The organism is Fusicatenibacter saccharivorans, from assembly GCF_015557635.1.
Lineage (GTDB): Bacteria > Bacillota > Clostridia > Lachnospirales > Lachnospiraceae > Fusicatenibacter > Fusicatenibacter saccharivorans.
This window is the reverse complement of the sequence record NZ_JADNOP010000005.1, coordinates 1-24,152: the sequence shown is the minus strand read 5'-3', so window position 1 is coordinate 24,152 and position 24,152 is coordinate 1. Positions and strand designations below refer to the sequence as shown.

At 47.8% G+C, this 24,152-nt stretch carries 27 protein-coding genes and 2 tRNA genes; 7 read left to right on the top strand and 22 right to left on the bottom strand.

Features of this window, described 5'->3' with window-relative positions; translation table 11 throughout:
• Positions 1 to 2: 2 nt before the first annotated feature.
• The 4 genes from I2G42_RS05515 to I2G42_RS05500 all read right to left on the bottom strand — a co-directional run bounded on the left by I2G42_RS05515 (position 3) and on the right by I2G42_RS05500 (position 4,225).
• Entirely contained in the window at positions 3 to 1,292 is a 1,290-nt protein-coding gene (locus tag I2G42_RS05515) for a plasmid recombination protein (RefSeq protein ID WP_055303623.1), read from the bottom strand.
• Positions 1,293 to 1,640: 348 nt separating this feature from the next.
• Positions 1,641 to 1,856: a hypothetical protein gene (locus I2G42_RS05510; protein WP_031473406.1), complete on the bottom strand. Its 216-nt coding sequence runs from the start codon at positions 1,854 to 1,856 to the stop codon at positions 1,641 to 1,643.
• A gap of 400 nt (positions 1,857 to 2,256) precedes the next feature.
• Positions 2,257 to 3,630, bottom strand: coding sequence for a DNA primase family protein (locus tag I2G42_RS05505; protein ID WP_070100996.1), 1,374 nt, complete (start codon positions 3,628 to 3,630; stop codon positions 2,257 to 2,259).
• Positions 3,605 to 4,225, bottom strand: coding sequence for a CHC2 zinc finger domain-containing protein (locus I2G42_RS05500; RefSeq protein WP_117767770.1), 621 nt, complete (start codon positions 4,223 to 4,225; stop codon positions 3,605 to 3,607). The genes I2G42_RS05505 and I2G42_RS05500 overlap by 26 nt, the downstream gene beginning before the upstream one ends.
• A gap of 222 nt (positions 4,226 to 4,447) precedes the next feature.
• Between I2G42_RS05500 and I2G42_RS05495 the strand changes: the two genes are divergently transcribed.
• The 7 genes from I2G42_RS05495 to I2G42_RS05465 all read left to right on the top strand — a co-directional run bounded on the left by I2G42_RS05495 (position 4,448) and on the right by I2G42_RS05465 (position 10,629).
• Complete coding sequence (locus tag I2G42_RS05495) at positions 4,448 to 5,551, top strand: DUF6076 domain-containing protein (RefSeq protein WP_055303620.1); 1,104 nt, start codon at positions 4,448 to 4,450, stop codon at positions 5,549 to 5,551.
• Between the two features lie 125 nt (positions 5,552 to 5,676).
• Positions 5,677 to 6,852 (top strand): sigma-70 family RNA polymerase sigma factor, encoded by a 1,176-nt coding sequence (locus tag I2G42_RS05490; protein WP_117767771.1) that lies wholly within the window; start codon positions 5,677 to 5,679, stop codon positions 6,850 to 6,852.
• A gap of 23 nt (positions 6,853 to 6,875) precedes the next feature.
• Positions 6,876 to 7,559, top strand: a complete 684-nt coding sequence (locus I2G42_RS05485) for a response regulator transcription factor (RefSeq protein WP_055303618.1) — start codon at positions 6,876 to 6,878, stop codon at positions 7,557 to 7,559.
• Between the two features lie 67 nt (positions 7,560 to 7,626).
• Positions 7,627 to 8,541 (top strand): ABC transporter ATP-binding protein, encoded by a 915-nt coding sequence (locus I2G42_RS05480; RefSeq protein WP_055303617.1) that lies wholly within the window; start codon positions 7,627 to 7,629, stop codon positions 8,539 to 8,541.
• Positions 8,534 to 9,370, top strand: a complete 837-nt coding sequence (locus I2G42_RS05475) for an ABC-2 transporter permease (protein ID WP_158557451.1) — start codon at positions 8,534 to 8,536, stop codon at positions 9,368 to 9,370. Before I2G42_RS05480 ends, I2G42_RS05475 begins: the two co-directional genes overlap by 8 nt.
• Positions 9,371 to 9,382: 12 nt before the next feature.
• A complete protein-coding gene (locus I2G42_RS05470) occupies positions 9,383 to 10,264 on the top strand; it encodes a sensor histidine kinase (protein WP_055303615.1) in 882 nt (293 codons plus the stop codon).
• Between the two features lie 38 nt (positions 10,265 to 10,302).
• Complete coding sequence (locus I2G42_RS05465) at positions 10,303 to 10,629, top strand: hypothetical protein (RefSeq protein ID WP_055303614.1); 327 nt, start codon at positions 10,303 to 10,305, stop codon at positions 10,627 to 10,629.
• 157 nt (positions 10,630 to 10,786) lie between these two features.
• On the opposite strand, the gene I2G42_RS05460 is transcribed toward I2G42_RS05465, so the two are convergent.
• The 18 genes from I2G42_RS05460 to pyrE form a co-directional block, all read right to left on the bottom strand.
• Positions 10,787 to 11,020 (bottom strand): DUF6061 family protein, encoded by a 234-nt coding sequence (locus I2G42_RS05460; protein ID WP_055303613.1) that lies wholly within the window; start codon positions 11,018 to 11,020, stop codon positions 10,787 to 10,789.
• Between the two features lie 24 nt (positions 11,021 to 11,044).
• Positions 11,045 to 12,715 carry a 23S rRNA (uracil(1939)-C(5))-methyltransferase RlmD gene (gene rlmD / locus I2G42_RS05455; protein WP_117813265.1) on the bottom strand — a complete coding sequence of 557 codons (1,671 nt, stop codon included), beginning with the start codon at positions 12,713 to 12,715 and terminating at the stop codon, positions 11,045 to 11,047.
• A gap of 84 nt (positions 12,716 to 12,799) precedes the next feature.
• A complete protein-coding gene (locus tag I2G42_RS05450; RefSeq protein WP_055227097.1) occupies positions 12,800 to 13,030 on the bottom strand; it encodes a hypothetical protein in 231 nt (76 codons plus the stop codon).
• A gap of 280 nt (positions 13,031 to 13,310) precedes the next feature.
• A complete protein-coding gene (locus I2G42_RS05445) occupies positions 13,311 to 13,919 on the bottom strand; it encodes a YdcF family protein (RefSeq protein ID WP_022462019.1) in 609 nt (202 codons plus the stop codon).
• A 6-nt stretch (positions 13,920 to 13,925) separates the two neighbouring features.
• Positions 13,926 to 15,059 carry a dTDP-4-amino-4,6-dideoxygalactose transaminase gene (gene rffA, locus I2G42_RS05440; protein WP_022462018.1) on the bottom strand — a complete coding sequence of 378 codons (1,134 nt, stop codon included), beginning with the start codon at positions 15,057 to 15,059 and terminating at the stop codon, positions 13,926 to 13,928.
• 189 nt (positions 15,060 to 15,248) lie between these two features.
• Positions 15,249 to 15,322: transfer RNA gene (locus I2G42_RS05435), tRNA-Met, on the bottom strand.
• A 33-nt stretch (positions 15,323 to 15,355) separates the two neighbouring features.
• Positions 15,356 to 15,428: transfer RNA gene (locus I2G42_RS05430), tRNA-Val, on the bottom strand.
• 91 nt (positions 15,429 to 15,519) lie between these two features.
• A complete protein-coding gene (locus tag I2G42_RS05425; RefSeq protein ID WP_022462017.1) occupies positions 15,520 to 15,681 on the bottom strand; it encodes a hypothetical protein in 162 nt (53 codons plus the stop codon).
• Between the two features lie 179 nt (positions 15,682 to 15,860).
• Entirely contained in the window at positions 15,861 to 17,132 is a 1,272-nt protein-coding gene (gene purD / locus I2G42_RS05420) for a phosphoribosylamine--glycine ligase (RefSeq protein WP_118742272.1), read from the bottom strand.
• 5 nt (positions 17,133 to 17,137) lie between these two features.
• Positions 17,138 to 17,764, bottom strand: coding sequence for a phosphoribosylglycinamide formyltransferase (purN, locus tag I2G42_RS05415; protein WP_022462015.1), 627 nt, complete (start codon positions 17,762 to 17,764; stop codon positions 17,138 to 17,140).
• Positions 17,758 to 18,783 (bottom strand): phosphoribosylformylglycinamidine cyclo-ligase, encoded by a 1,026-nt coding sequence (gene purM, locus I2G42_RS05410; RefSeq protein WP_055221253.1) that lies wholly within the window; start codon positions 18,781 to 18,783, stop codon positions 17,758 to 17,760. The genes purN and purM overlap by 7 nt, the downstream gene beginning before the upstream one ends.
• A 25-nt stretch (positions 18,784 to 18,808) precedes the next feature.
• Entirely contained in the window at positions 18,809 to 19,315 is a 507-nt protein-coding gene (gene purE, locus I2G42_RS05405) for a 5-(carboxyamino)imidazole ribonucleotide mutase (RefSeq protein WP_022462013.1), read from the bottom strand.
• A gap of 122 nt (positions 19,316 to 19,437) precedes the next feature.
• The gene (locus tag I2G42_RS05400) at positions 19,438 to 21,459 is read right to left on the bottom strand and encodes an aminopeptidase (protein ID WP_195530825.1); all 2,022 of its coding nucleotides are present in this window, start codon (positions 21,457 to 21,459) and stop codon (positions 19,438 to 19,440) included.
• Positions 21,460 to 21,526: 67 nt separating this feature from the next.
• The gene (locus I2G42_RS05395) at positions 21,527 to 22,138 is read right to left on the bottom strand and encodes an HD domain-containing protein (protein ID WP_022462011.1); all 612 of its coding nucleotides are present in this window, start codon (positions 22,136 to 22,138) and stop codon (positions 21,527 to 21,529) included.
• 66 nt (positions 22,139 to 22,204) lie between these two features.
• Positions 22,205 to 22,522 carry a hypothetical protein gene (locus tag I2G42_RS05390; RefSeq protein WP_022462010.1) on the bottom strand — a complete coding sequence of 106 codons (318 nt, stop codon included), beginning with the start codon at positions 22,520 to 22,522 and terminating at the stop codon, positions 22,205 to 22,207.
• Positions 22,503 to 22,979, bottom strand: a complete 477-nt coding sequence (locus tag I2G42_RS05385) for a VanZ family protein (RefSeq protein ID WP_055227152.1) — start codon at positions 22,977 to 22,979, stop codon at positions 22,503 to 22,505. The genes I2G42_RS05390 and I2G42_RS05385 overlap by 20 nt, the downstream gene beginning before the upstream one ends.
• A gap of 84 nt (positions 22,980 to 23,063) precedes the next feature.
• On the bottom strand, positions 23,064 to 23,216 hold the full coding sequence (locus I2G42_RS05380) for a hypothetical protein (protein WP_055221261.1): 153 nt from the start codon (positions 23,214 to 23,216) through the stop codon (positions 23,064 to 23,066).
• Between the two features lie 34 nt (positions 23,217 to 23,250).
• A complete protein-coding gene (pyrE, locus tag I2G42_RS05375) occupies positions 23,251 to 23,928 on the bottom strand; it encodes an orotate phosphoribosyltransferase (protein WP_055227102.1) in 678 nt (225 codons plus the stop codon).
• Positions 23,929 to 24,152 lie beyond the last annotated feature (224 nt).

Here is a 24,152-nt window from a genome sequence, read left to right as displayed (position 1 = left end):
CATCAAATTTCCATGTCCTGTCCACGCTTACGGGCAGGTGCTTTGTGTTCCTGTGTTTCCTTTCCTCTGGCGAGGATGGAATTGATAAAAGCCCGAACCTTTTCGGATGCAATTTCCAGTGCATCCAGGAAAGGCTGGGCTTTTTGCTTCAACTCTTGATATTTTTTATTCGCTTCTTCACATCGCTGCTTCCAAATGGATGCAGACTTTTGAGCAGATTCCAGTTTCCCTTTCAATCGCTCATTCTCTGCATGAAAGAGAATGCCGTTGGTGGCATAGCGTTTCAACGTGTCGCATTCATCCGGTGTCAGCGTGATATTGTTTCCGAACGTGGCTTTCTTGCCCATCGCTTCAATATCCTGCACCGTAAGTGCAATGGCCTTTGCTGCCTTGGTTTCCTTTTGCAGAGCTTCCAGTTTCTTTTTCTGCTTTTCCGTAGCAGCTTTAGCATCCTCCAAACTCTGTTCTGCCTGTGCCACCTGTCCTGTCACAGCTTCCAAACGCTGCTGTTCCGCCTGCACCTTAAACTGTGTCACCGTCAGATGTTCCTCGGTGCTGCCACGCTCTCCACGCTCCACATCGGTATATCCGGCAGCACGCATGAAATTAAAAAAGTCATCCTGCAACACGCTGTAGGATGACCTTAAAATCTTTTTTCCTTTTTCATTGAGCTTGGGATTTCCGTCCTCGTCAAGCACCGGTTTGGAGTCCCATTTCTTACTTCGGCTGACTTGTGTGATCGTTTCCTTTACCGTTCCCCGGAGAGCTTCATCCTTACATCGCTTCGACCAAAGGATCTGCTTTTCCACTACCGGAATATAAACCACATGGAGGTGATAGTGGTACACATCCTCGCCAAGAGCTTCGGACATTGCCCGGTTGTGCTCATCGGCGTGCATCACAGCAGAGAGGATATACTGCTCACCGCCTACGATCTCCACGGCGGCTTTATAGGCATCAGCATAAAACTGTTTTGCAAATTCATAGCCGCCGTGGTTGTAGAAATAAGCGGAGTTCACATCAAAAACCAACTCGCCGTATTTGATGGCATCCGGTTTCAGACCTCTGGTGGAGATCACGCCATCCTGTTCCATTTGCTCAAACATTTTCACATAATCATCGGTGGGAGTCTTGAAGTGAACATTCAGCGGAGTGCGTTCCGGCACAATGTCTTGATTGCTGTAACTGTCCTTTTCTCGCTCATTGTGTTCCTGTATTTTTGCCACATCGTCCGGTGTCGGTAAGTCCTGATTCCGGGCTACGGTGCGGTCTATTCCATCATTTCTTGCCATAGATTTTTTGTCCTTTCCTTAAAATTTGCAGACAGCGGGGAGCTGCGGAGAGGCACTTTTTCAAAGTGTAATAACCCACTATAACACTTTCATCCATACTGGCTGCAAAGTGCCGTGGGCTCTCCGAGGGCTCTCCCGAGGGGGAGTGCGGTTGCTGCGGCAACCTCTGCTGACCAATGCGAAAATGTCTGCAACTTTTCCCATGGTCAGCCCGTCTGCATGAAGCTGTTCCGGTGAACTTCTCTTTGCAGACGGCGGCAGCGAAAAGCGTATCTTTCACTGCCATCCATAGACAGCACTGCGGTGTGCCTATGGGGACGGGAACTACGAGGGGATGTTGCCGGGGCATCACTTCTCCCGTCTTTGCTGCCATACGATGTCGTATCCCAGCACATCGGCAAGCTCCAATACTTCCTTGTATCGGATGCTTTCCCGCTGTAATTTTGCGGACAGGTTGGAAACGCTGTCGCTCCAACCGTACTCGTCCGAGAGCAGGTCAACTACTTCCTGCATAGTCATTCCGGCACGGATGATCTGTGCCTTGATTTCGTTGCGTACATTCATATTGTAAATTCCTCCATATTTTTGATTTACAATTCGGTGCAAAGGCTACTCCCCAAAGCGGAGCAGATGCACCGAACAGTGAAAAATCTGCTTTCTCCAAAATCGCTTTCATTTTGTGAGTGCGATACTCTGTCCATACAGGCATATATCCCACTTTGCTGTTCCGTGGGATTTTGTCTGAAACAGTGAAAACACCCATTGTTTCGTAAACTGGGTGCATGGTTTGGAGAAGCACGATTTGGTGAAATGGTTTCGTCCTGCGGTCAAGAACTTTGCTGTTTCCATTACCATTGATTTTCAATGCCCGAAAACAGGTCAGTTCTGACAGCTGATTATTCCTATAAAAAAGGAAAACAGGTAAAACGCTGTGTACATACATACAGAAAACGAAAGACAGGAATCAGTCCTGCCATTCCTCCGGTACGTACGTACATGGCGAAACGTCGTAAAACCCGTTTATATTAGGTCGTGCCACAGCTTCCACACCCATAAATCCCCATACCCGCCGTCCGGCTGAGTTGGTGATGTTGTTGCAATGCTCCAAATTAAATTTCTTTGCATTGGCAACCATGGCATCGCTGAAGCTGCGGGATTTCAGAGGGGCAAGGGAGTTTTCCTCACACCACAGGCGATAGATAGCGTAAAAGTCCTTGGAACTGATGGACGCATCCGCCTTGCGCCGGATATATCCCTCGGAATCCATGAAGTCAAAAATGTTGTTATTGTCACGCTTGACCGCTTCCCGGTTTTCACGGATGCGGTCGCTCTCCGTAAACTTAAAGTTGTTGGCAACAAGCCGCTGCAAGCCTTCAAATGCCCAGAGGAAAATCCCCTCGGCTTCGGCTTTCATCTTCTCTGCAAGATCGGGATCGTCGGCTCTGTCCACGGGCTTTTCCTTGGTAGTCAGCACAAGCTGTCTACGGTAAAAACCATCGCTACGGTCATACAGGGCTTGCAGATCGCCATTGCTGAATGCCATCAACCGGGCGAACATCCAGCCCTGATAGCTCTGTTTACCTTTGCGTTCCAAATCCATCTTGCCCTGTGCGGTTACAATGGATTTTACATAGTTGGTCTGGCGCAGAGCTTCCATCCGCATATCATCATCCACGCACAGCAGGATGTGTTCCAGATCGGCACGGGCGAAGCGGTTTTCGGAAATTTTACCGATACTGCCGTCTTTCATATTCGTGCCGAATATGGTGGACAGCACTGCACCGATTTGAGATTTGCCCTCGCCGCCGTTGCCCTTAATCACCATCATGCGCTGCCCCTTGTTGGAGGGAATCAGGCAGTAGCCGATAAACTCCTGCAAGGTGGGAATATCTTCTTCATAGAGCAAACCGTCCAAAAAGTTCAGCCACAGAGCAGGTGCAGCAGCGTTTGGATTGTAGGAAACAGGCAAGCGGCTCTGTACGATTTCCTTTTTCCCCTCGATAAATCTTCCATCCAGCATGAGCGTTCCGTTGGCAACATGGATGCGGTCAGGCTGGGGAGGAAGATCCTCAACCATGGCTTCCAGTTTCAGCAATTCCATGATGTTTTTGATCTTCTGCGGTACGCTGCTGATGGTGTAGCTTTTCAGCTTTTCGTAGACCTCGCCCCGCAGGACAATATCATCCGTTACCCGTCCATTGGGCGTAAAGAAAGCCCTGTTTGCAAAGATGATTCTGCTCTCTTGCAGAAATTCTTCACAAAACAGAGCTTCATTGATATTCTGCCCATCAAACCAGACAGGCAAATTCATATCAGGCGTTTTCCGGTTCTTCGCCATGGTGTGCCACCTCCTTTTTCTTTCGTGCAGTGTACTCTTTCAGAAAGTCGATATACCCGTCCTTCATCAGTTTGTCCACAACAGCTACACGCTGTTCCAATTCGCCCACGGTCAGCACATCTGCCATATATTCGATATGGCAGTGCATCTGGCAGGCTTCCACAAAACGGTCATCATAAGGCTCGTCCGGTGTCTTTGGTGCATAGCGCACTTTCCAATCCTCCAACAGATGCAGATAATCCGTCAGCACCCGGAAACACAGCATTTCATCCTCCCGGAACTGACGGATATAGGGACGCTTTGGCTTGACCATAGCTGCGGCAGTGGGCGGTTTCGGGTCAAGCCCAAAGTCCGCAGCCAGCTTTTGCACTGCTTCATGGTTACTCAGATTGAACAGCTTTGCCACAAGGTCGATCACGTCTCCCTTGGCTCCGCAACCGAAGCAGAAGAAATAATCTTCATTCAGCTTCAAGCTCGGATGCCGGTCATTGTGGAATGGGCAGCAAGTCATACCGCTGCGGTTGACTTTCAGCCCATAGTGCTCGGCAGCTTGCTTCACGCTGATCGCCGCCTTGATGTTTTCATAGATTGTCATAGAAAAACCTCCGTTCATAATAGTCTGGAAAGCACGAAGCACCCGCCGTGATTGGCAGGTGCTTCGCCCTTTCTACTATGGTTATGACGGATTTGAAAAAAAGCAGGCTAAAAGCAGGACAACCTCATTTCAAAAAACAGGACAACTTATCTGATGATGTAGATTTCTTCACATTTGCATGGTATAATTAGAAAAGTGAAAAAACAGGACAGGAGGGCAAGCATGAATCAAGAACTGATGACATTGGATTTTTGGCAGGATACGGTCATATATGAGGGCAAAATATTTCCTATCGGTACTCTTGCCTGTGATGCGCTGAATGTTCCTGCGGATACCCTCGCAAGAATGAACGAGCAATGCGAGAAAATCAATCTACTGCTTGGAATGTTAAACGCCGGACAGGATGCTTCCGCACTCTTTCCTATGGCAAAGGAAGCTGTGCTGACAATGGTGGATATTCTCAGCGAAACGCCGCCGTTCTCCAATATGAATATTCCAAAACATAGAGAACGGATTGAAAAAGTCTTTACTGCGGACAATGCGCTGAAATATATGGAGTTTGCCATAAAAGCCGCAACTAATTCCTTGCAGTTTGAAGAAATCCCGAACTATGCCGATGCAATGATGCTCCAACGATATACTGCTGTATTCGGGCATCTGGCATACTCCCTTGGGGAATACCAAACCGCAATGCTTGATTTTGCGGAAAAATCAGACGGAAATGAAGCAGACCGTACCGCAGAGGGCTTCGCCAGAATGTTCGGCAGCTATTTCCCGCCGGAGTTCTCTATCACGGAGGGCAATGCCTGGATGTCTACCCTGAACAATTCCGTTCAGTATGTATCGGTCATCCGTCCCGGCGAAAAAGTTGCAAAGCTCGTCAAGCGAATCCATTATGTATCCTTTGTGGGGATGTTCCGGTCTGATCTCTTTGAGGGCTTGTGTGTCGGTCATGCACCGAAGAAATGTAAAATTTGCGGCAAATGGTTTCTGACAACCAACGCAAGGCACACCAAATACTGCGGCGGCTATGCGCCGGGGGACAAGCTACACCGCACCTGCCGACAGATCGGCAATCTGAAAGGCAGAGAACAACGGGAGCTTGCAGACGATCATCCTGTTATCCAGATATACGAAAAGCGGCTGAATACCATAAACCGCTATATCAAGCGTGGCAAACTGGATGAGGATTTAGCAGAGGTTATGAAGAAACTGGCGAAAGATAAGATGCTCCGGGCAAAAAGTAATGTCGCTTATGCCAAGGGAACTTATGAGAAAGAAATGGAACAGGTTGCTTTGAAGAAAGAAGCCCAAAAGTGCATTTGAATTTGTTAGGAGGAACAGTCAATGAAAATAGGATTTTTGTTTTTCTTGGTTTTCTGTATAATTGCAATTTTTGCGAGTAAGAAAAAGAAATAAATTTGAAATTGGACGTTGAAAGGAGGTGCGCTATGCTAAGTGATTTTACATGGAATATGACCGGATACATACCAAAATACGCTGTCAATCCGCACGGTGATGGTATCATTCCCTATATGGCAGAGCGCATCTTCCAACTGGAACCGGAGCCGCCAGCGGTGGGCAGTCTGAATGAATATATCCTGTCTGCCTTGCGGGAAAAGAATTTGATATATTTCTCGTTCTTCCTCCACCATTATGAGCCACAGCTCAATAAGCGCATCAAAGGCTTTTGGGGTGTGGATGGCGGCGATCTGTACGATACAGACCGTTTTATAGATATAAAGCTCTCCTGCAGGGAACAAATGCTCCAAAAGCTGATGGACTATGATCCTGCCAAGGGTGCGGAGTATGCTACATACATTTTCCCGTTCATCCGGGATGCTATGCTCCGCTTCCGCATGGGCGAAGAAAAATGGTCGGTATCCTCTCTGACCAATTATAAAATGGTGCGGTCAATGGCTTGGCTGTACCATAACACCAAGGATGCGGTCAGCGAGTTTTCCAAAAAGTATAACTGTGACTTTGCCCTTGCGGAAGAATATCTGAGAGTTGTTCGAGGTATCCGCAATCAGCAACCATTCTATGTGACAGATGAGGACGGCGAGGAAACGGGCGAAGATGTTGCTCTTGATGATACTTGGAACTACTCCGACATCCTCTGGAACGGCATACAGGCAGAAAAGGTGCAGCGAGCTTTTGATAAGCTGAACTACCGGGAACAGACCTTGCTTGAAAAGCGGCTGGCAATCTGCATGACCTGCGGGCATGTCGGCTCATGGAAAGGCCGTCCCACCTTTGAGGAACTGGCTGTAATGTTTGAGGGCAGCACTGCCAGCGGTGCGGAGCGAGCCTATCGCAGAGCAGTGGACAAACTGACAGAATTGTTGGTTGCCGAGGGCGCAATCCATGCTGTCCGCTTGAAACAGAAATCCAAGACCAAACGAAAAAAGAAAATCGCCACCGCAATCTACGAATACCAAGCAGACTGCGACGGCGAATGGGGCCAGATTTCATTTGATTTTGAGAACGGCACATCAGAAATAGTCCGACTTGCCGATTGGGATACAATGAAAACAAACCGCTTTGCGAACAAGGCAATAGCCTACCTTCTAAACTGCGAAAACGAGAAGTTGCCAAAGGAAACGATAGTAGCGTTTGAACTATAAAAGGAAATTGACGAGGAACGAGAATGAAAACAATCGCAATCATAGATGATGATATTCATATTGGAGATATGCTGAGAGAAGTGCTGGTGCAAGAGGGCTATTCTGTTCTTCGTGCATACTCCGGCACAGAAGCGTTATATCTTCTTTCACAAAACAAGCCCGATTTGGTGCTGCTGGATCTGATGTTGCCGGGATTGTCTGGCGAGGAAGTTCTGCCCCACATTGAGAACATTCCTGTTATCGTTCTCAGCGCAAAAGTAGATGTGCAAGACAAGGTAAATCTTCTGCTGGGCGGTGCGGCAGATTACATGACCAAGCCTTTTGATACAAAGGAGCTTCTTGCCCGTATCACTGTTCAGCTCCGCAAGGCAGAACAACATGGCGAAACCAAATCTCTTTCCGTTGGCGATTTGGTTTTGGATATGGTTTCCCTTTCTCTGACAGTACAGGAGCAGCCTGTGAAGCTGACCCGAACGGAGTATGCCATCTTAAAACTGCTGATGGAAAATCCCAAACAGGTAATTTCAAAGAGTGTCCTGCTTGACAGAATCAGTCTGGACACACCCGACTGCACCGAGCGTTCTTTGAAGCAGCACATCAGCAATCTTCGTAAAAAGATGCAGGATGTCAGCGGTGTAGACTATATCGAAACAGTCTGGGGAATTGGTTTCAAATTGGCAGAACAAAAAATCTTGACCAAATCTTGACGTTTTTCTTGACCACTTTCTTGACTTTTGTTTTGTAAACTTAGGTCAGCAAAGGAGGTAATACAATATGAACTATATTTTGCAAACAAACAGCCTGACAAAAAAGTATAAAAACTTTCAGGCATTGAATGGTCTTACTATGAATGTTCCCAAAGGTTCCATCTATGGCTTTGTGGGAAAGAACGGCGCTGGTAAGACAACCCTGATCCGCTTGATCTGCGGATTGCAGGAACCGACTTCCGGTAGCTTTTCTCTGTACGGCATCCGCAATGACAGCAAGGATATTATCAAATCCCGCCGTCGCATGGGTGCTGTGGTGGAAACACCGTCCATCTACATGGATATGACTGCGGAGGAAAATCTGAAGCACCAGTATCTCATTCTTGGTCTGCCATCATTTGATTGTATTCAGGAATTGTTGAAGCTGGTAGGTCTCGACAACACGGGAGAGAAAAAAGCGAAGAACTTCTCCCTCGGTATGAAGCAGCGTCTGGGCATCGCTATCGCATTAGCCGGTGATCCCGACTTTCTTGTTCTTGATGAGCCTGTAAATGGTCTCGACCCTCAGGGTATTGTGGAAATGCGAGAACTGATTTTGAAGTTGAACCGAGAAAAACAGATTACAGTTCTTATTTCCAGTCACATTCTGGATGAACTTTCCCGTCTGGCTACTCATTACGGTATCATTGATAATGGTCGCATGGTGAAGGAACTGAGTGCAGAAGAACTGGACACAGTTTGCCGCAAGTGTGTCCGCATGGAAGTGACCGATACTTCTACTCTGGCTCGTGTGCTGGATTCCATGAATCTGGAATATAAAATTATCTCCGCAACAACAGCCGATGTGTTCGCAAAGATCAATGTGACACAGCTGACCGTTGTACTGGCAAAGGAAAACTGCGAAGTGCTGTCTATGCAGGAAAAAGATGAAAGTTTGGAGAGTTATTACATCTCTCTGGTTGGAGGTGATAATAATGCGTAAACTTTTTCGAGCAGCCTTTTACCGTACAGAGAATAAAAAAATGATTCGAATAGAATTAGTGATTGCTGTATTGCTTTCCGCATTCATCATCCTCAACGGTTACTTCCAGACGAATTTGACTAATGCATACATCTATAAGCTGGTCGCCCGTTTTTTTGGATATTCACCCCTGATGGGACCATTTATCGCCGTATTTGCCGCATATTTGTGGGGAACAGACTATGAATATGGAACTCTGCGCAATAAACTAATCTGCGGACACACTCGTGAAGAAGTTTATTTTTCCAATCTTCTCCTGACCATATGTGCTGGACTGAGTACTGCACTAATCTGGTTGATAGTTAATGGGATGCTGGGTATTCCGCTACTGGGTACGGCAAGCCTGAACCTCTCTTTGGGAGAGATGGCATTTTATATTTTTTCAAGCCTTTTGATGGTCGTTGCACTCTCCAGCGTATGTTGTCTGTTGGCAAGTCTGGCGGAGAACAAAAACTCAGCGACACTTCTTTGTCTGGGAGCTGTAGCTGCAATGGTCATAATCGGGATGCTCCTTTATGATCGTTTTGCAGAACCAGAGTTATTGGATGGATGGATGTGGAGTGATACAGACCCAACTGTGCGATGGCATCCCCAAAATATCAAATTCATCGGTGGAACATTTCGTATCCTGCTGGAATTTCTTATCTGTCTGACACCTGGAGGACAAGGTGTAATTCTTTGCGAAGAAGGGGTGGAACACCTGATTTTTCTTCCATTGTGCTCTGCGTTTGTAATTTTTTCAACATCTCTTATAGGAAGTCGTTCCTTTAAGAAAAAGAACCTAAAGTAAGGAGGTAGAAAGATGTTCCCTTGGATTTTGTGTTGTATTTTGCTAATTGTTGTATTTTTTCTAATCACAAAGATTATTTTTATAGAAAAAAGTATTGATGAAATTCATACAGAATTCCAGGAACGTCTTTCCTCCGACACAAACACTCTGATTGATATTTCTTCCAGCGACCCTCATCTGAGAAAACTGGCTTCGGAGATTAATATCCAGCTTCGATTGCTCCGCAAGGAACGCCATCGTTACCAACAGGGCGATCTGGAACTGAAAGAAGCTATCACCAATATTTCCCATGACCTGAGAACTCCGCTTACGGCGATAAACGGTTATCTTGACCTATTGGAACGAGAGGAAAAAAGCGAAACGGTACACTGCTATCTTTCTCAAATCCAAAACAGAACAGATGTTTTAAAAAATCTAACCGAAGAACTATTCAGATATAGTGTGGTTACTTCTTTTCAGGAACTGAAACCAGAACGTATGGATGTTGTCCGGGCATTGGAGGAAAGTCTGCTGTCTTTCTATGCGGTCATGCAGGAAAAAGGCATCCAACCGGAAATCGAATTGCCGGAGGAACCGGTTTTCCGTGAACTGGATGCAGGTGCGGTCAACCGTATCTTTTCCAACATTATCAGCAATGCGCTGAAATACTCTGACGGCGATCTGTCCGTAGTCATGGATAAGAACGGCTGTGTTACATTCAGCAACACGGCGCACAATCTGAATTATGTGACGGTCGGCAGATTGTTTGACCGTTTCTATACAGTAGAAGCCAGTCGCAATTCAACCGGTTTGGGATTGTCCATCGCCAAGCTGCTGATTGAGCGTATGGGCGGAAGTATTGGAGCAATCTACAACAATGACAAACTGCAAATCAAGATAATCTTTGCAAAATGAAATAAAAAAGAGTTTATATGAACGGAGGTGTTTTGATTATGAAGAAATACTTGAAGGAGATACTAATACTCTTAATTCAATTATTTATGTTTTATGTATTTCCATTATTTGCAGGACCAACAGACGTTATGGGAATGATAGTTTTGCTTATTTTAGCAACATTATTGCTTTCAATTCTAATTGGCAGCATTTCAAATCTGAAAGTAAAGTACTTGTATCCAATAATCATAGCAATTACATTTGTGCCATCTGTGTTTATATACTATAACGAGACAGCATTGATACATTCGCTTTGGTATTTGGCAGTATCATCCTTTGGTTTGATAATCGGCATGGTCATTCATAAATTGATTCTTAAAAAGTAGAAAGAGCAAAACTTTCAAAGGCTACCCAGTCAAAAAGATTGGATAGCCTTTATTTATGTTTTCTAAAATTAAAGTTGAATATCTGCCTTAGCCAATAACTATGGGCTTAGAGGTTTAGTGAGCCAGGCAAATCGCTCCAATCGCCGTATCCACAGATTTATACTCTGTAACAGTTTTTCAAATAGGTTTTGGAATCTCCGTTCAATATCAAATCAGCATATCCAATCGGGTCATTGTAAATCAGATAATCCAGTTCCGACCTCTGATACATATTGTCGGCAACCTCGTTCTCAACCGCAATCGTATCAATCGCAATCATACTACCATCAAAGAATTTCAGTTCCACACAAGCGGTATCCATGTTAAACTTACAAGAAATCAATCTATCCATAAGAAACCTCCATTTTACGGGATGTTATATCATCCCAAAATATTTGAATGCTTCTCGGATTGCTTTCTCTTTTTCCGGTGGACACAGAGGCTGTCTGGAATCTTCGGACTTCGGCAGATTGTAGTTCTTACCAACCTCAATCCCACATTTCCGCTTAATCTGTGAGATATACAGGTTTGATACCTTTAATCCGCTATGTTCCAGTACATAGTCCTTGATCTGCGTGTAGGTTGCCCCATCTTGAAATTCGGACATATCCATATCTTCTAAAGAGAACTCAACCCGAATCTTTTTCGAGTCGACCTCACCCTTGGAAAGCAAAACAACCGTCTCACAGTGCACCGTTCCCGGAAACATATCAACACAGCAGACTTTTTCTACACGGTATCCATATTTTGCAAACTCTACCAGATCCCGCGCAAGAGAAGTCGGCTTGCAGGAGATGTAAAGCATTTTTTCACACCTATATAAATCAACTATCTTCGGCAGAGCCTTCGGATGGATTCCTTCGCGCGGTGGATCAAGAACGATGAAGTCCGGTTTTTCTTCGATTTCATCGATCACCTTCAGCACGTCTCCGGCGAGGAAACTGCAGTTGGTAAGGCCGTTTGCCTCTGCGTTCTCTTTTGCAGCTGTAACAGCTTCTTCCACGATTTCCACGCCGATCACTTCTTTTGCGACCGGTGCAAGGATCTGGGCGATGGTTCCGGTTCCGCTGTAGAGGTCGAAGATCGTGCGGTCTTTCGTCTCGCCGACGAACTCGCGGGCGGTGCTGTAGAGAACTTCCGCGCCAAGGGAATTGGTCTGGAAGAAGGAGAACGGGGTGATCTTGAATTTCAGTCCGAGGAGTTCTTCATAGAAGTAGTCCTGTCCGTAGAGCACTTTTGTCTCATCGCTCTTTACAACATCTGCCAGGGAATCATTTATAATATGGAGGAATCCGACAACCTTTCCTTCCAGCGGCAGACCAAGCACTTCCTGCACGAGCGGCATCAGATCCCACTCTTCCTGGCTTGTGGTGACGAGGTTTACCAGGATTTCTCCGGTATTCTCGGCTCTTCGCACCAGCAGGTGGCGCAGGTAACCCTCGTGGCTTATCTTGTGGTAGTAACTTGCGTTCCGCTCTTTAAAGTACGCCAGCACGCAGGTCAGAATCTTTGTGAAATCCTCATGCACGATTTTGCAGTCGCACGCGGTCAGGACATCGTATGTGCTTCCCTTTTTATGAAGTCCGAGAGACAACGGGCCGTCCTTGTATTCATCGCCGAAGGAAAACTCCATTTTATTCCGGTATGCAAACTCCTTCGGACTTCCCTTGATTCCAAGGAACGGATAATCGGCCTCCCCCGCCTCATTGACCTGGCCGGCCTCCACGAGGGCATCGTCGAGCAGTTTTTTCACCTGACCGGCCTTCATTGCAAGCTGATCCTCATAACTCATCGTCTGGTACATGCATCCGCCGCAGGACGGGAAAATACTGCAGACCGGATCGCGCTTTTCCATCGGGGATTTTTCTGTTACTTCGAGCAGGCGGCCCTCCATGCGGTTCTTTCTTTTTTTGTTGATCTGAAAGCGGATCTTCTGTCCCGGAATTGCATTTTTCACGGTAACCGTCTCGCCCTCCACATGTACACGTCCTTTATTCGGGAAATCGATTCTTTCCACGACTCCCTCGTAAATTTCTCCTTTTTTCATTCTCTTCTCCTTCTATGTCAAACTGATTTCCGGACAGAAAAACTCCGGTACCACGTTCCGGCACCGGAGTTTCTTTTTTCCATCCTACTTATCTTCGTCTTCATCCTCGAAGTAATCGTCGAAATCGTCATCGAAATCATCTTCGAAGTCTTCCAGATAATCCGGAGTTACAAACCGGTATACTGCGTATGCGATTCCTGCAACTGCCGCTACCGCTCCGACAATGGCAAGGACCCATAAAATCACGTTTTTCGGTTTTTCGCTCTCACGTTCTCTCTGTTTTAAAAGCTCTAATACTTCATCAATCTTATTCATACTGTCCACCAACCTTTGCTTTAGATTAGAAACTTAACTTAACGATAGTATACCATACGAGCCGCAATTTTACCACAATTTCCGCTCTTTTTTATAAATCTTTTCGTTTCAACTTACAGTCGGTATTTTCACGGAGTCTGACATGTCGAGAATAGTTCGACTGTGACTTTCCTCATGTCAGTGGAGGATACCGATTTCTCTCCGCCTACCACTGCCGTTATGTTTCTTTTAACAATTCATCCCACCGCTTTAGAAGCGGGGGACTTCTTGTCTACTGGTGTTAAAATTCAGAATCCGCCGGCAGTTCCCGCAGAATCTTGTGGAACTGACCGCCGCAGCGCTCCATTTCTCCTAACACCTGGTCGATCCATTCACCCTTTGTATGCCAGTTTTCTCTGGTGAACTCAATATCCGAAGGACAGACAAAAAACTCTGTCTCCGGGTAGACAAGCTGGTAATACAGAATACACCGTCTCGCATGGAGATTCCGGCAGCAGAGGATCGCTTTTTTTACCTCGATGCCCGCCGCATCTGTCACTTCCCGTGACCGCAGTGCATTTTCATACGTATACGTCGCCTTGTCTTCGCGCAGAATCGCTTTCTCCGGCACGCCGTTTTTCTGCAGTACCGTCCGCAGAAACTCCCACTCGGTTTCATAGTTCCCGCCGTACTGCTCCGCAAGATCCTGTACACCGGCGAAATGCCCGAGCACAGTACTGTATCTTCCCGACGGAAGCACATACGGCGCAAATCCTTCTTTCCAGAGTTCTGCCGCGTGCGCCGCCATCTGCGGATATCCGTTTCCCGGCACAAAAATCACATCGGCTTTCTGCGGCTCATCCTTCACGAAAATATAGTCCGTAAAGTAGTTTAAAAACTTCTCATACATGAAATGTTACCACTCTTTAAAGTCCATGAGGCACTCTACGACATATGCCATATCCTGTTCAGACAGGCCGTAGAACATCGGCAGACGCATCAGGCGCTCGCTCTCTTTTGTTGTGTATTTGTCCTCTCCGTGGAAAACACCGAACTTCTGTCCAGCCGGGGAGGTATGGAGCGGAACGTAATGGAAGACACACATCACACCGCGCTCTTTCATATACTTGATCAGTTTTGTACGCACTTCCAGATTTCTTGCCTTGATGAAGTACATATGTGCATTATGTACACAGCCTTCCGGCACAACCGGCTGCTCGATCTTTCCGGCCTCAGCCAGCGGACGGAGCTGCTCATGGTAATAGTTGTAGATGGCCATCCGCTTTCTGTCGATTTTCTCATGTTCCTCGAGTTCTGCAAGCAGGTAAGCCGCATTCATATCGCTCGGCAGATAAGAGGAACCGTAGTCGATCCAGGTATATTTGTCGATCTGTCCGCGGAAAAACTTGCTGCGGTTCGTTCCCTTTTCACGAAGGATCTCTGCTTTTTCCAGATAATTCTCATCCTGGAACAGCAGCGCGCCGCCCTCTCCCATCGTATAGTTTTTCGTCTCATGGAAGCTGTAGCAGCCAAAATCGCCGATCGTTCCAAGGGCTTTTCCCTTGTAGTACGCGCTCACGCCCTGTGCCGCATCCTCTACAACCTTCAGGTTATGGCGTTTTGCAATATCCATGATGGTATCCATTTCACAGGCAACGCCCGCATAGTGAACCGGAACAATCGCTTTTGTTTTTTCGGTGATGGCATCCTCAATCTTGGTCTCGTCGATGTTCATTGTATCCGGACGGATATCCACGTAGACGATTTTTGCTCCGCGCAGAACGAAGGCATCTGCAGTGGAAACAAACGTGTAGGACGGCATGATCACTTCGTCGCCCGGCTGAATCTCAGACAGGTAAGCTGCCATTTCCAGTGCATGGGTGCAGGATGTCGTAAGAATCGCATGTTTTACGTTGAAATTGTCCTGCATCCAGGCAGAACATTTCTTCGTAAAAGGACCGTCGCCGCACAGCTTGTTGTTTTCCTCTGCCGCCTGGCGGATGTATTCCAGTTCTGTTCCAATAAAAGGTGGTTTATTAAACTCTATCATTGTTTTTTCCTTATCTTTCTTCTATCCATTACTGTTTTATTTACTTTCAGAGCCCAAAACAAGCTCTTAGGTAATCTCATTTTCTCACAAATCTCTGTGGATTTCAAGACACGATTTTGACATAACAGCCATATCATCATACTGTCCATAAAGCCAAAAGAACCCTTGATTTCTCAAGGGTTCCACAAGTAGCGAGAGGGGGATTCGAACCCTCGACACCGCGGGTATGAACCGCGTGCTCTAGCCAACTGAGCTATCTCGCCATATTCATTTTCAACACCGTTTTTCATAAAATATGGGGCCTATAGGGCTCGAACCTATGACCCTCTGCTTGTAAGGCAGATGCTCTCCCAGCTGAGCTAAGACCCCACATCGGTGTTTTGTCTGTTGGCTTTTTATCTGTATCACCAACCGACTTCGTTAGTATAGCATTCCACCCGCCAAATGTCAACACTAATTTTCAAATTTTTTCGATTTTTTTCAACTTTTTCTCCCGCCACTCTTTCAGGTACTGCTCCTGTTCCAGATCTTCCCGTTCTTTCTCCCATCCTGCCGCCCGGCAGAGCGTCCATGCAAGCAGAAGAAATACGGCAAAAATCCCCGCCAGACAAACGATTCCCATCTTTTCCGACCGCCTTTCCTGTTCTGATTCTACTAAAAAGCAAAGGATCTCCTTACTATTGTATCTGGAACGGCAGCGCTTTATTCCCTTTTCAGAATAAAAAGACAAAGTCGCCAGATTTCCCTTTCACCGGGATTCTGGCGGCTCCATTTTACTCAAAATTAAAATTCACATTCACGTTACGCTTCGTCAATCGCTTTTCCAATATCATGGCGGTAATATTTATTGTCAAAGTCAACCCAGTCAACAGCCTTATATGCATTCGCACGTGCCTCTTTCAGGGTATCGCCAAGTGCTGTCACGCCGAGGACACGGCCTCCGTTTGTCACGATCTCGCCGTCTTTGAACTTCGTTCCTGCATGGAAGCAGTAATAGCCCTCATGCTCTTTGAACGTCTCGAGTCCGCGGATCGGGAATCCTTTTTCGTAGGAAACCGGATAACCGTTCGAAGCCAGTACGATGCAGACACACGCATTATCTGCAAACTGCAGGTCGATCTGGTCGAGAGTTCCGTCGATGCAGGCTTCAAATACATCAATAATGTCTGTCTTCATACGAGGAAGCACAACCTGTGCCTCCGGATCGCCGAAGCGGGCATTGTACTCGAGCACCTTCGGTCCGTCCGGTGTCAGCATCAGTCCGAAGAAGATAACTCCCTTAAACGGTCTTCCCTCGGCTGCCATCGCATCTACGGTCGGCTGATAGATATATTTTTTACAGAACTTATCCACTTCTTCGGTATAGAACGGACTCGGGGAGAAGTTGCCCATACCGCCGGTGTTCAGGCCGGTGTCGCCGTCTCCTGCTCTCTTGTGGTCCTGTGCGGAACTCATCGTCTTGATCGTCTTTCCATCCACAAAGGAGAGAACGGAAACCTCACGTCCCGTCATAAACTCCTCGATAACCATCTCGTTTCCGGCACTGCCGAATTTCTTGTCGAGCATGATCGTCTTGACGCCCTCTTTTGCTTCCTCTAAGGTATTGCAGATCAGAACGCCTTTTCCAAGAGCCAGACCGTCGGCTTTCAGCACGATCGGGAATTTTGCAGTCTCGAGATATTTCTCTGCCGCTTCCGGATCGGAGAATGTCTCGTATGCCGCCGTCGGGATATGGTATTTTTTCATCAGGTCTTTGGAGAACGCTTTCGATCCTTCCAGGATTGCCGCATTCTTTCTTGGTCCGAATACGCGCAGTCCCTCTGCCTCAAACGCATCGACAACACCGCCGACCAGCGGATCATCCATGCCGATGACGGTCAGGTCAATCTCTTTTTCTTTCGCAAAAGCAACGAGCTTGTCAAACTCCATCGCTGTAATATTGACACACTCTGCGTACTCCGCAATTCCTGCGTTTCCAGGAGCGCAGTAAATCTTGTCTACCTTCGGGCTCTGTGCCACCTTCCAGGCAATCGCATGCTCTCTTCCGCCGCTTCCTACAATCAGTACTTTCATCGCTCTTACTCCTTTATCTTTACGTGTCCGTCTTCTACCGTTACTTTTCCGTTTGCAATCAGATCAATCGCACGCGGCATGATGACCCACTCGGCCTCTTCCATGACGCGCTGCTGCAGTGCCTTCGGTGTATCGCCCTCGTGCACTTCGACTGCCTTCTGCAGAATAATCGGGCCGGTGTCTGTTCCGCCGTCCACAAAATGAACCGTTGCTCCCGTCACTTTGACGCCGCGGGATAATACGCCCTCGTGCACTTTCAGTCCGTAATAGCCCGTTCCGCAGAACGACGGAATGAGGGACGGATGAATGTTGATGATCTTATTCGGATAAGCATCCACAATGCTCTGCGGGATCACAACCAGGCATCCTGCGAGCACAACGAGATCGACGTTGTACGACTGCAGTTTCGCCAGCAGTGCCTCGTTGAATGCTTCTCTCGATGCAAAGGTCTTCGGGGAAAGGCATACCGCATCAATCTCCTTCTTTTTCGCACGCTCCAGCGCATACGCTCCTGCATTGTTGCTGATGACAACGGAAACCTCCGCGTTTGTGATGGTTCCCTCGTCAATCGCATCCAGAATCGCCTGCAGGTTCGTGCCGCCGCCGGAGACGAGAACTGCTAATCTTAGCATAACTGTACTCCTTTTTCTCCGTTTTCAATGTGGCCGATCACATATGGCGTATCTCCTGTGGAACGGATGGCTTTCATCGCTGCGTCTACATCTTCCGGATCAACAGCCAGTACCATACCGATACCCATGTTGAAGGTGTTGTACATCATCTGCTCATCGATATTGCCTTTCTTTGCCATCAGATCAAAGATCGGCGGTACGGTGTAGCTGTCTTTCTGTACAACGGCTACGGTGTTGTCTTTGAGCATACGCGGAATGTTCTCGTAGAAGCCGCCTCCGGTGATGTGGCTGCATGCTTTTACGGTTACACCGGCATCTTTGATGGCGCGGAGTGCTTTTACGTAGATACGGGTCGGTGCAAGCAGGGTCTCGCCGAGGGTTGCGCCGAGCTCATCATAGTATGTATTTAAAGAATCTTTTGTCATATCGAAAACTTTGCGGACAAGAGAAAATCCGTTGCTGTGAACGCCGGTGGAAGCCATGCCGATCAGTACGTCTCCGGCTGCCAGATTTTCACCGGTAATCATGTCTTTCTTGTCACATACGCCGACAGCAAAACCTGCCAGATCGTACTCATCCTCCGGCATCAGGCCCGGATGCTCTGCGGTCTCACCGCCGATCAGTGCCGCATCGGACTGCAGACAGCCTTCTGCAACGCCTTTTACGATCGAAGCGATCTTCTCCGGATAGTTCTTTCCGCATGCGATGTAGTCGAGGAAGAACAGCGGTTCTCCGCCGGCGCATGCGATATCGTTCACACACATGGCAACGGCATCAATGCCGATGGTGTCGTGTTTATCAAGAATCATGGCGAGCTTCACCTTGGTTCCGCATCCGTCTGTACCGGAAAGCAGCACCGGCTCTTCCATTTCTTTGATTTTTGCCAGGGAAAAAGCGCCGGAAAAACCGCCAAGGCCGCCTAATACCTCCGGGCGCATGGTTTTCTTTACATGCTCTTTCATTAATTCTACTGATTTGTATCCAGCTTCAATATCTACTCCTGCGTTCTTGTAATCCATGGTGAACCTCCCTTGTCCTTTGTTTTTATTTACTGTAGTTACGGTATCCTGTTTCCTGCAGTTTTGCGTCTTTTGCCTCAACCTGCTCTTTCATTTCCTGTGTATATGCTTTCAGTTTTGCAAGCAGTTCCGGATCGGAAGTTGCAAGAATCTTTGCTGCCAGGATTCCGGCATTGGCACCGCCATTGATGGCAACGGTTGCTACCGGAATGCCGCTCGGCATCTGTACGATGGAGTACAGGGAATCACGACCTCCAAGCGATGTGGTATGCATCGGAATTCCGATGACCGGCATTGGGAAAATAGCTGCGCACATACCCGGCAGATGAGCTGCCATACCTGCGCCTGCAATGATAACCTTGAAGCCTTTCTCCTCTGCGGTTTTTGCATATTCGAAAAATACATCCGGCTCGCGGTGTGCGGAGATGATTTTCATCTCGTACTCAATTCCAAATTTTTCCAGCATGTCGGCTGCTTTGCTCATTACCGGCATATCAGAGTCGCTGCCCATCACAATTCCTACTTTAGCCATGTTGTTCTCCTTTTCTGATTAACTGTTCTAAGCGTTATTCATTAGTTATGCTTATATTTATGTTTTAATCATTCAGTTCTGCTTATAATATACTAAGCAGGCGCAGAAATGTCAACCCATAATCAGCCAAAAGGTTCATTTAATTCTTCCGTTCCCGGCAGGACGAAGCGTCCGTCCTCAATGAGAGGGATCGTCGTTCCGTCTGCTTTTTCGACCGCAACCGACTGCAGTTCGCGGTACGGAATCGTGATGTCCGTGTGGCATCCGAAGTATGCTTTCGACGGATCTTCTTTCCGTTTTGCCGAAACCTCGTTCTCACGCGCGATTACTTCTTTTCCGTCCGGATTGTACATCGGGCTGTCCTCCGCCCAGGCGTAGCAGGTGTCGCCCATCGCAAAATGCGGGCCCATCTTCTCTGCGATCAGGATCGGCAGTTTTCCGGCAATGCCGTACTGCTCTGCCATCACGTACGCCGTCGTGTTCGTTCCGATGGCAAACTCACCAATCGGCAGCGTCCTGTGGTGATACAGCAGGTTTTCTTCTATATAAGTACGATTGTCCTCTTCTTTTTCGAAGTTTGCGCAGTCATACGCGGTGATCATGCCGTCGGTCAGCGTCAGGCAGAGATCGCGGTAATACAGCTCGTTCAGGTAGACTCCCGTCACATGGAGTACGCCTGTCGTGCCGGTAAGACTCGGGGAAGTAAAGACCTCTCCGACCGGAATATTGCAGTCGGCAACACAGTTCTCAAAATTCGTCTCTTTCGCAGGATCGTTCAGATGATGCAGCATCACGCGCAGATCCGTTCTGTTCTCTCCTTTTCCAAGCACATGCACGGAAACGCCCTCGTCGAGCGCATCGATCAGGTACTGCTGGATGCGCTGGTATTTTTCGTAATCGAGCGTGTTGATCTTTACGATCTCACGGAAAATTTTTTCGTAGCGCGGATCGATCTCCGGCATCGGGTAGGCGATGATCGTGTAGCCGTACTCGTCATCCTTGATATAGCGGTTTACAATCTGGCCCGCCTCGTTCTGGAAACCGACACGGAGCTTTTGCTGGCGCTCATTTAAGTGCAGTGCCTGTTTTTTATTTACTGGCTCAAACGGAACTTCGCCGAAGGTTTCCACCACTGCAGGGCCGGCATAGCCATCCGCCAGTTCTTTGTACTCGTCGTATTTCACCTGCATCGCGCGGAGCCGTCTCTTCACGAGATCCTCGTTGAGATACAGCGCCTCATCGTTCCGGTGATCGTAGTCATACTGCTTATTCGCAGACGCACCGGCAACCCACGTTCTCCGCGCGCCGCGGGAAATCACCGGCTCGAGTCCCATCTCGCGGAACTGTAATATTGCCGCACGGATCATGCGCTCAAAACCGATGTGGAAGCGGATGCTGACTGTCTTCTTTTTCGACAGATCTTTTCGCGCCACGAGAAAGCACTTGCGGAAGCCTTCTGTGTAGGTGCGTGCCATCGCGTCGATTTCTTCCTGGCTGAACGTATTTAAAAAGCGGGCTGTACCCTTCTCATTTTCGGTGATATATTCGCCGTACTGGTACAGATACCGCAGATCCGTCAGATCAGATTCCATCACAATATCCTTCACAAAGTGCAGCGACGGGTCGACGATTTCGCGCACCTGGCATTCCTGGCGCTCCTCGGCGTAATCGCTCACATACCAGTAAATGCTCTCTTTTACATACTGCGCGGACGGCAGCGTCTCCTCCTCGAACATCGCATACAACTCGAGATACAGCTCCATCGCCGCAGTCAGCTCCAGCAGGCGGTCCTCATAGACCCAGACAACAGCATTTCCCAGCTCCCGGTACAGGCAGCAGAGGCTCCTTCCATGCGTTTCACCAAGTGCCCGCACGGCAAACGCCGGGTTTCCGTAGGAGGTCTCATACCACTCCCCGATCACATCTTCATACGGCTCACGGTTAAAAACAGCCAGCTCTTCCTCGGATGCTGTTTTTAGATATCCTTCTGCGATTCTGCTCCGGATCTGGTCCATTTTGCAGAGGTACTGTGCCATCTGTGCAAAAAAATCGCGGTACGGCTGCGGAACGCTTTTTTCCGCCGGAATCTGGCGGATCCGCTCAATTGCAAGCGCATACCGCTCGTTTAATAATTCATCCGTCATAAAAAAATCCCTTTCTGTTTCTCTTTAACTGTTACGAGGGGCAGATCTGCCCCTCATTCTTCTTAACTTATTCCTGTTTTTCTTCCCGGTCGTCAATAATTTTTCCATCCCGGATACTCTGTTCGAGAATCTCTTCCATATAACTCCAGATCTCCTCGGAGCCGGTCGTCGTCTTCTCGTTTCGTTTTAACGGCTGGGAAATCCGCACATTGTGGCGGGTCCAGTCTTTTCCATCGTTCTCATGATTTAAAAGCAGCGGCTGGAAATTGTCCATCACATGGGCAAAGCGCGCTTCCGGTGTCTCATACGCTTCGAACTCGAGCCAGAGATCCATCAGCATTTTTCCCTGATCCTCCGGCAGCAGGCCGTAGATGCGCTCGGCCGCTTTGTGTTCTCTCTCGTCTTTTGTTTTGTTTGCCTCCGCGTCGTACGCATACGTGTCGCCTGCATCAATCTCCACGAGGTCATGGATCAGCAGCATGAGCATCGTTCTGCCGATGTCGATTTTCTCATTCGAATATTCCTGCAGCAGAAATGCCATCACCGCCATGTGCCATGCGTGCTCCGCGTCGTCCTCCTGGCGCGAATAGCCGCGGATGTGCGTCTGGCGCAGGATCTGTTTTTCTTTATCAATCTCCAGAATAAAATTCAGCTGTTTTTCAAAACGTTCGCGATCCATCTTTTTCCCCTTTTCTTTTATATGTACTCCCGGAGTCTTTCTGCGCTTGATTTTACGAGAGTACATTTATCTCACACCGATCAGAAACAGTGCCAGCCATGCGACCAGCATGCCGCCGCTCGTAATCGAGCCGAGAACCGACATTCTGTGGCTGACCTGTTCTTCTTTAAAGCTCTTCATTCCCACATAGAAGCCGTATCCCGACAGAAGGAATGAGAACAGTCCCGCTGCTCCGAGAAAAATGCCTCCGTTTCCGCGGAACGCAAACGATACGACCGAAGCCAGCAGAAACAGAAAGACCGAAGCACCTGCCATATAGAGAGCTTCCTTTCCGCCTTCCGACGGCTTCCGGACAAAATTGTAATTATACTTCTTCCTCGCCATATTTCCATCTCCTGAATTTATTGCAGATCAGGAATGCGCCGCAGCCGATCATGGCTCCAAGCGTATTCAGGATCAGATCATCTACATCAAAGCAGCCCACCTTCGTGATGAGCTGAATCGTCTCCACGCAGAGGCTGAACATAAAACCAAGAAGCGATACTTTCCAGAAACTCTCCATTTTTTTGTGCATCACCGGAACGATAAAGCCGAACGGCAGAAAACCGATCACATTGCCCGCCAGATTTAAAAATGCGGCAAGGAATCCCACCTTTTCGCGGTAAATCCAGAACCGTCTGATTTCCTGAAACGGCACCAGATTGTAACGGTAATCCAGTTCAAAAAAGTTTCTTCTCCCGTATTCTTCTGCAAAAAACAGAAAATAAACGAGCGCAAGAAGATACACCAGAAATAAAATCCGTCCCACAACGCGGATTCTGGCTTTCGTCTCCTGCTTCATCTTTGTTTCCCCTTTCTGCGTGGTATCAGAAACGCCGGAATACCTCTTCGGCGCATGCGCTTCCAAAATATTCCGGCATTTTTCTTAAAACATAATTTCCCCGCGTCGTTTCAGCAGACCTGCTCCGCTTACGATCATCAGGACACCGGTTGCTACCCCTACCACAACCAGTACTGCGCCCATGGCGATATTTCCGCCGCCGACACGTCCCATGGTTTTATAGATTTTTTCATTCATCGTGCAAAACTCCTTTTTTCAAGTGTACCACGTCTTATTTGACACCGTACTCCTCATAATAAGCATCAATGGCAGCCTTCATCTTGTCATCGATCTGGATTTTGCCCTGGCATGGACGGTTGTACAGATAGGTGATGACATCCTCCATGGTTACAATGGCATTTGCCGGGAAGCCATAGGTTTCCTGGATTTCCTCAAGTGCGCTCTTGTCGCCTTTTCCGCGCTCCATACGGTTTAAGGATACCATCAGACCTTTGATCTCCACATTGCCCTGTGCCTGGATGATCGGGAAGGTCTCCTCGATGGATTTTCCGGAGGTGGTAACATCCTCGATGATGACAACGCGGTCGCCGTCTTTAATTTTGCTTCCAAGCAGCATTCCTGCATCTCCGCCGTGGTCTTTTGCTTCTTTCCGGTTGGAGCAGTAACGTACTTCCACACCGTAGAGATCATGAATCGCAATAGCGGTTACAACGCTGAGCGGGATTCCTTTGTAGGCCGGTCCAAACAGAACGTCGAAATCCAGTCCATAATTGTCATGGATTGCTTTTGCATAATACTCGCCGAGACGTTTTAACTGGCTCCCGGTTACGTAAGCGCCCGCATTCATGAAGAACGGGGATTTTCTTCCGCTTTTCAGAGTGAACTCTCCAAATTTTAATACCTGGCTCTCGACCATAAACTCGATAAACTCCTGCTTGTACTGTTCCATCTTTTTTCCTCCATATTTTCAGGGGAAGGCATCTTTTTTCGCAATGCCGCCCGTTTTTACTTCTATTCTTTTCTATACTACCATAAACGCCTCTGTTTTTCCAGTCCAGACACAGGATTTCGCATAAAAAACGTGACATCCTCCCCTACCTGTAGAGGTGGGGGCTTCCCTAACCTCGGTAGGTTTGGTTCTCGTTCGATAGCACCAATGTGCTAAGCATAGGC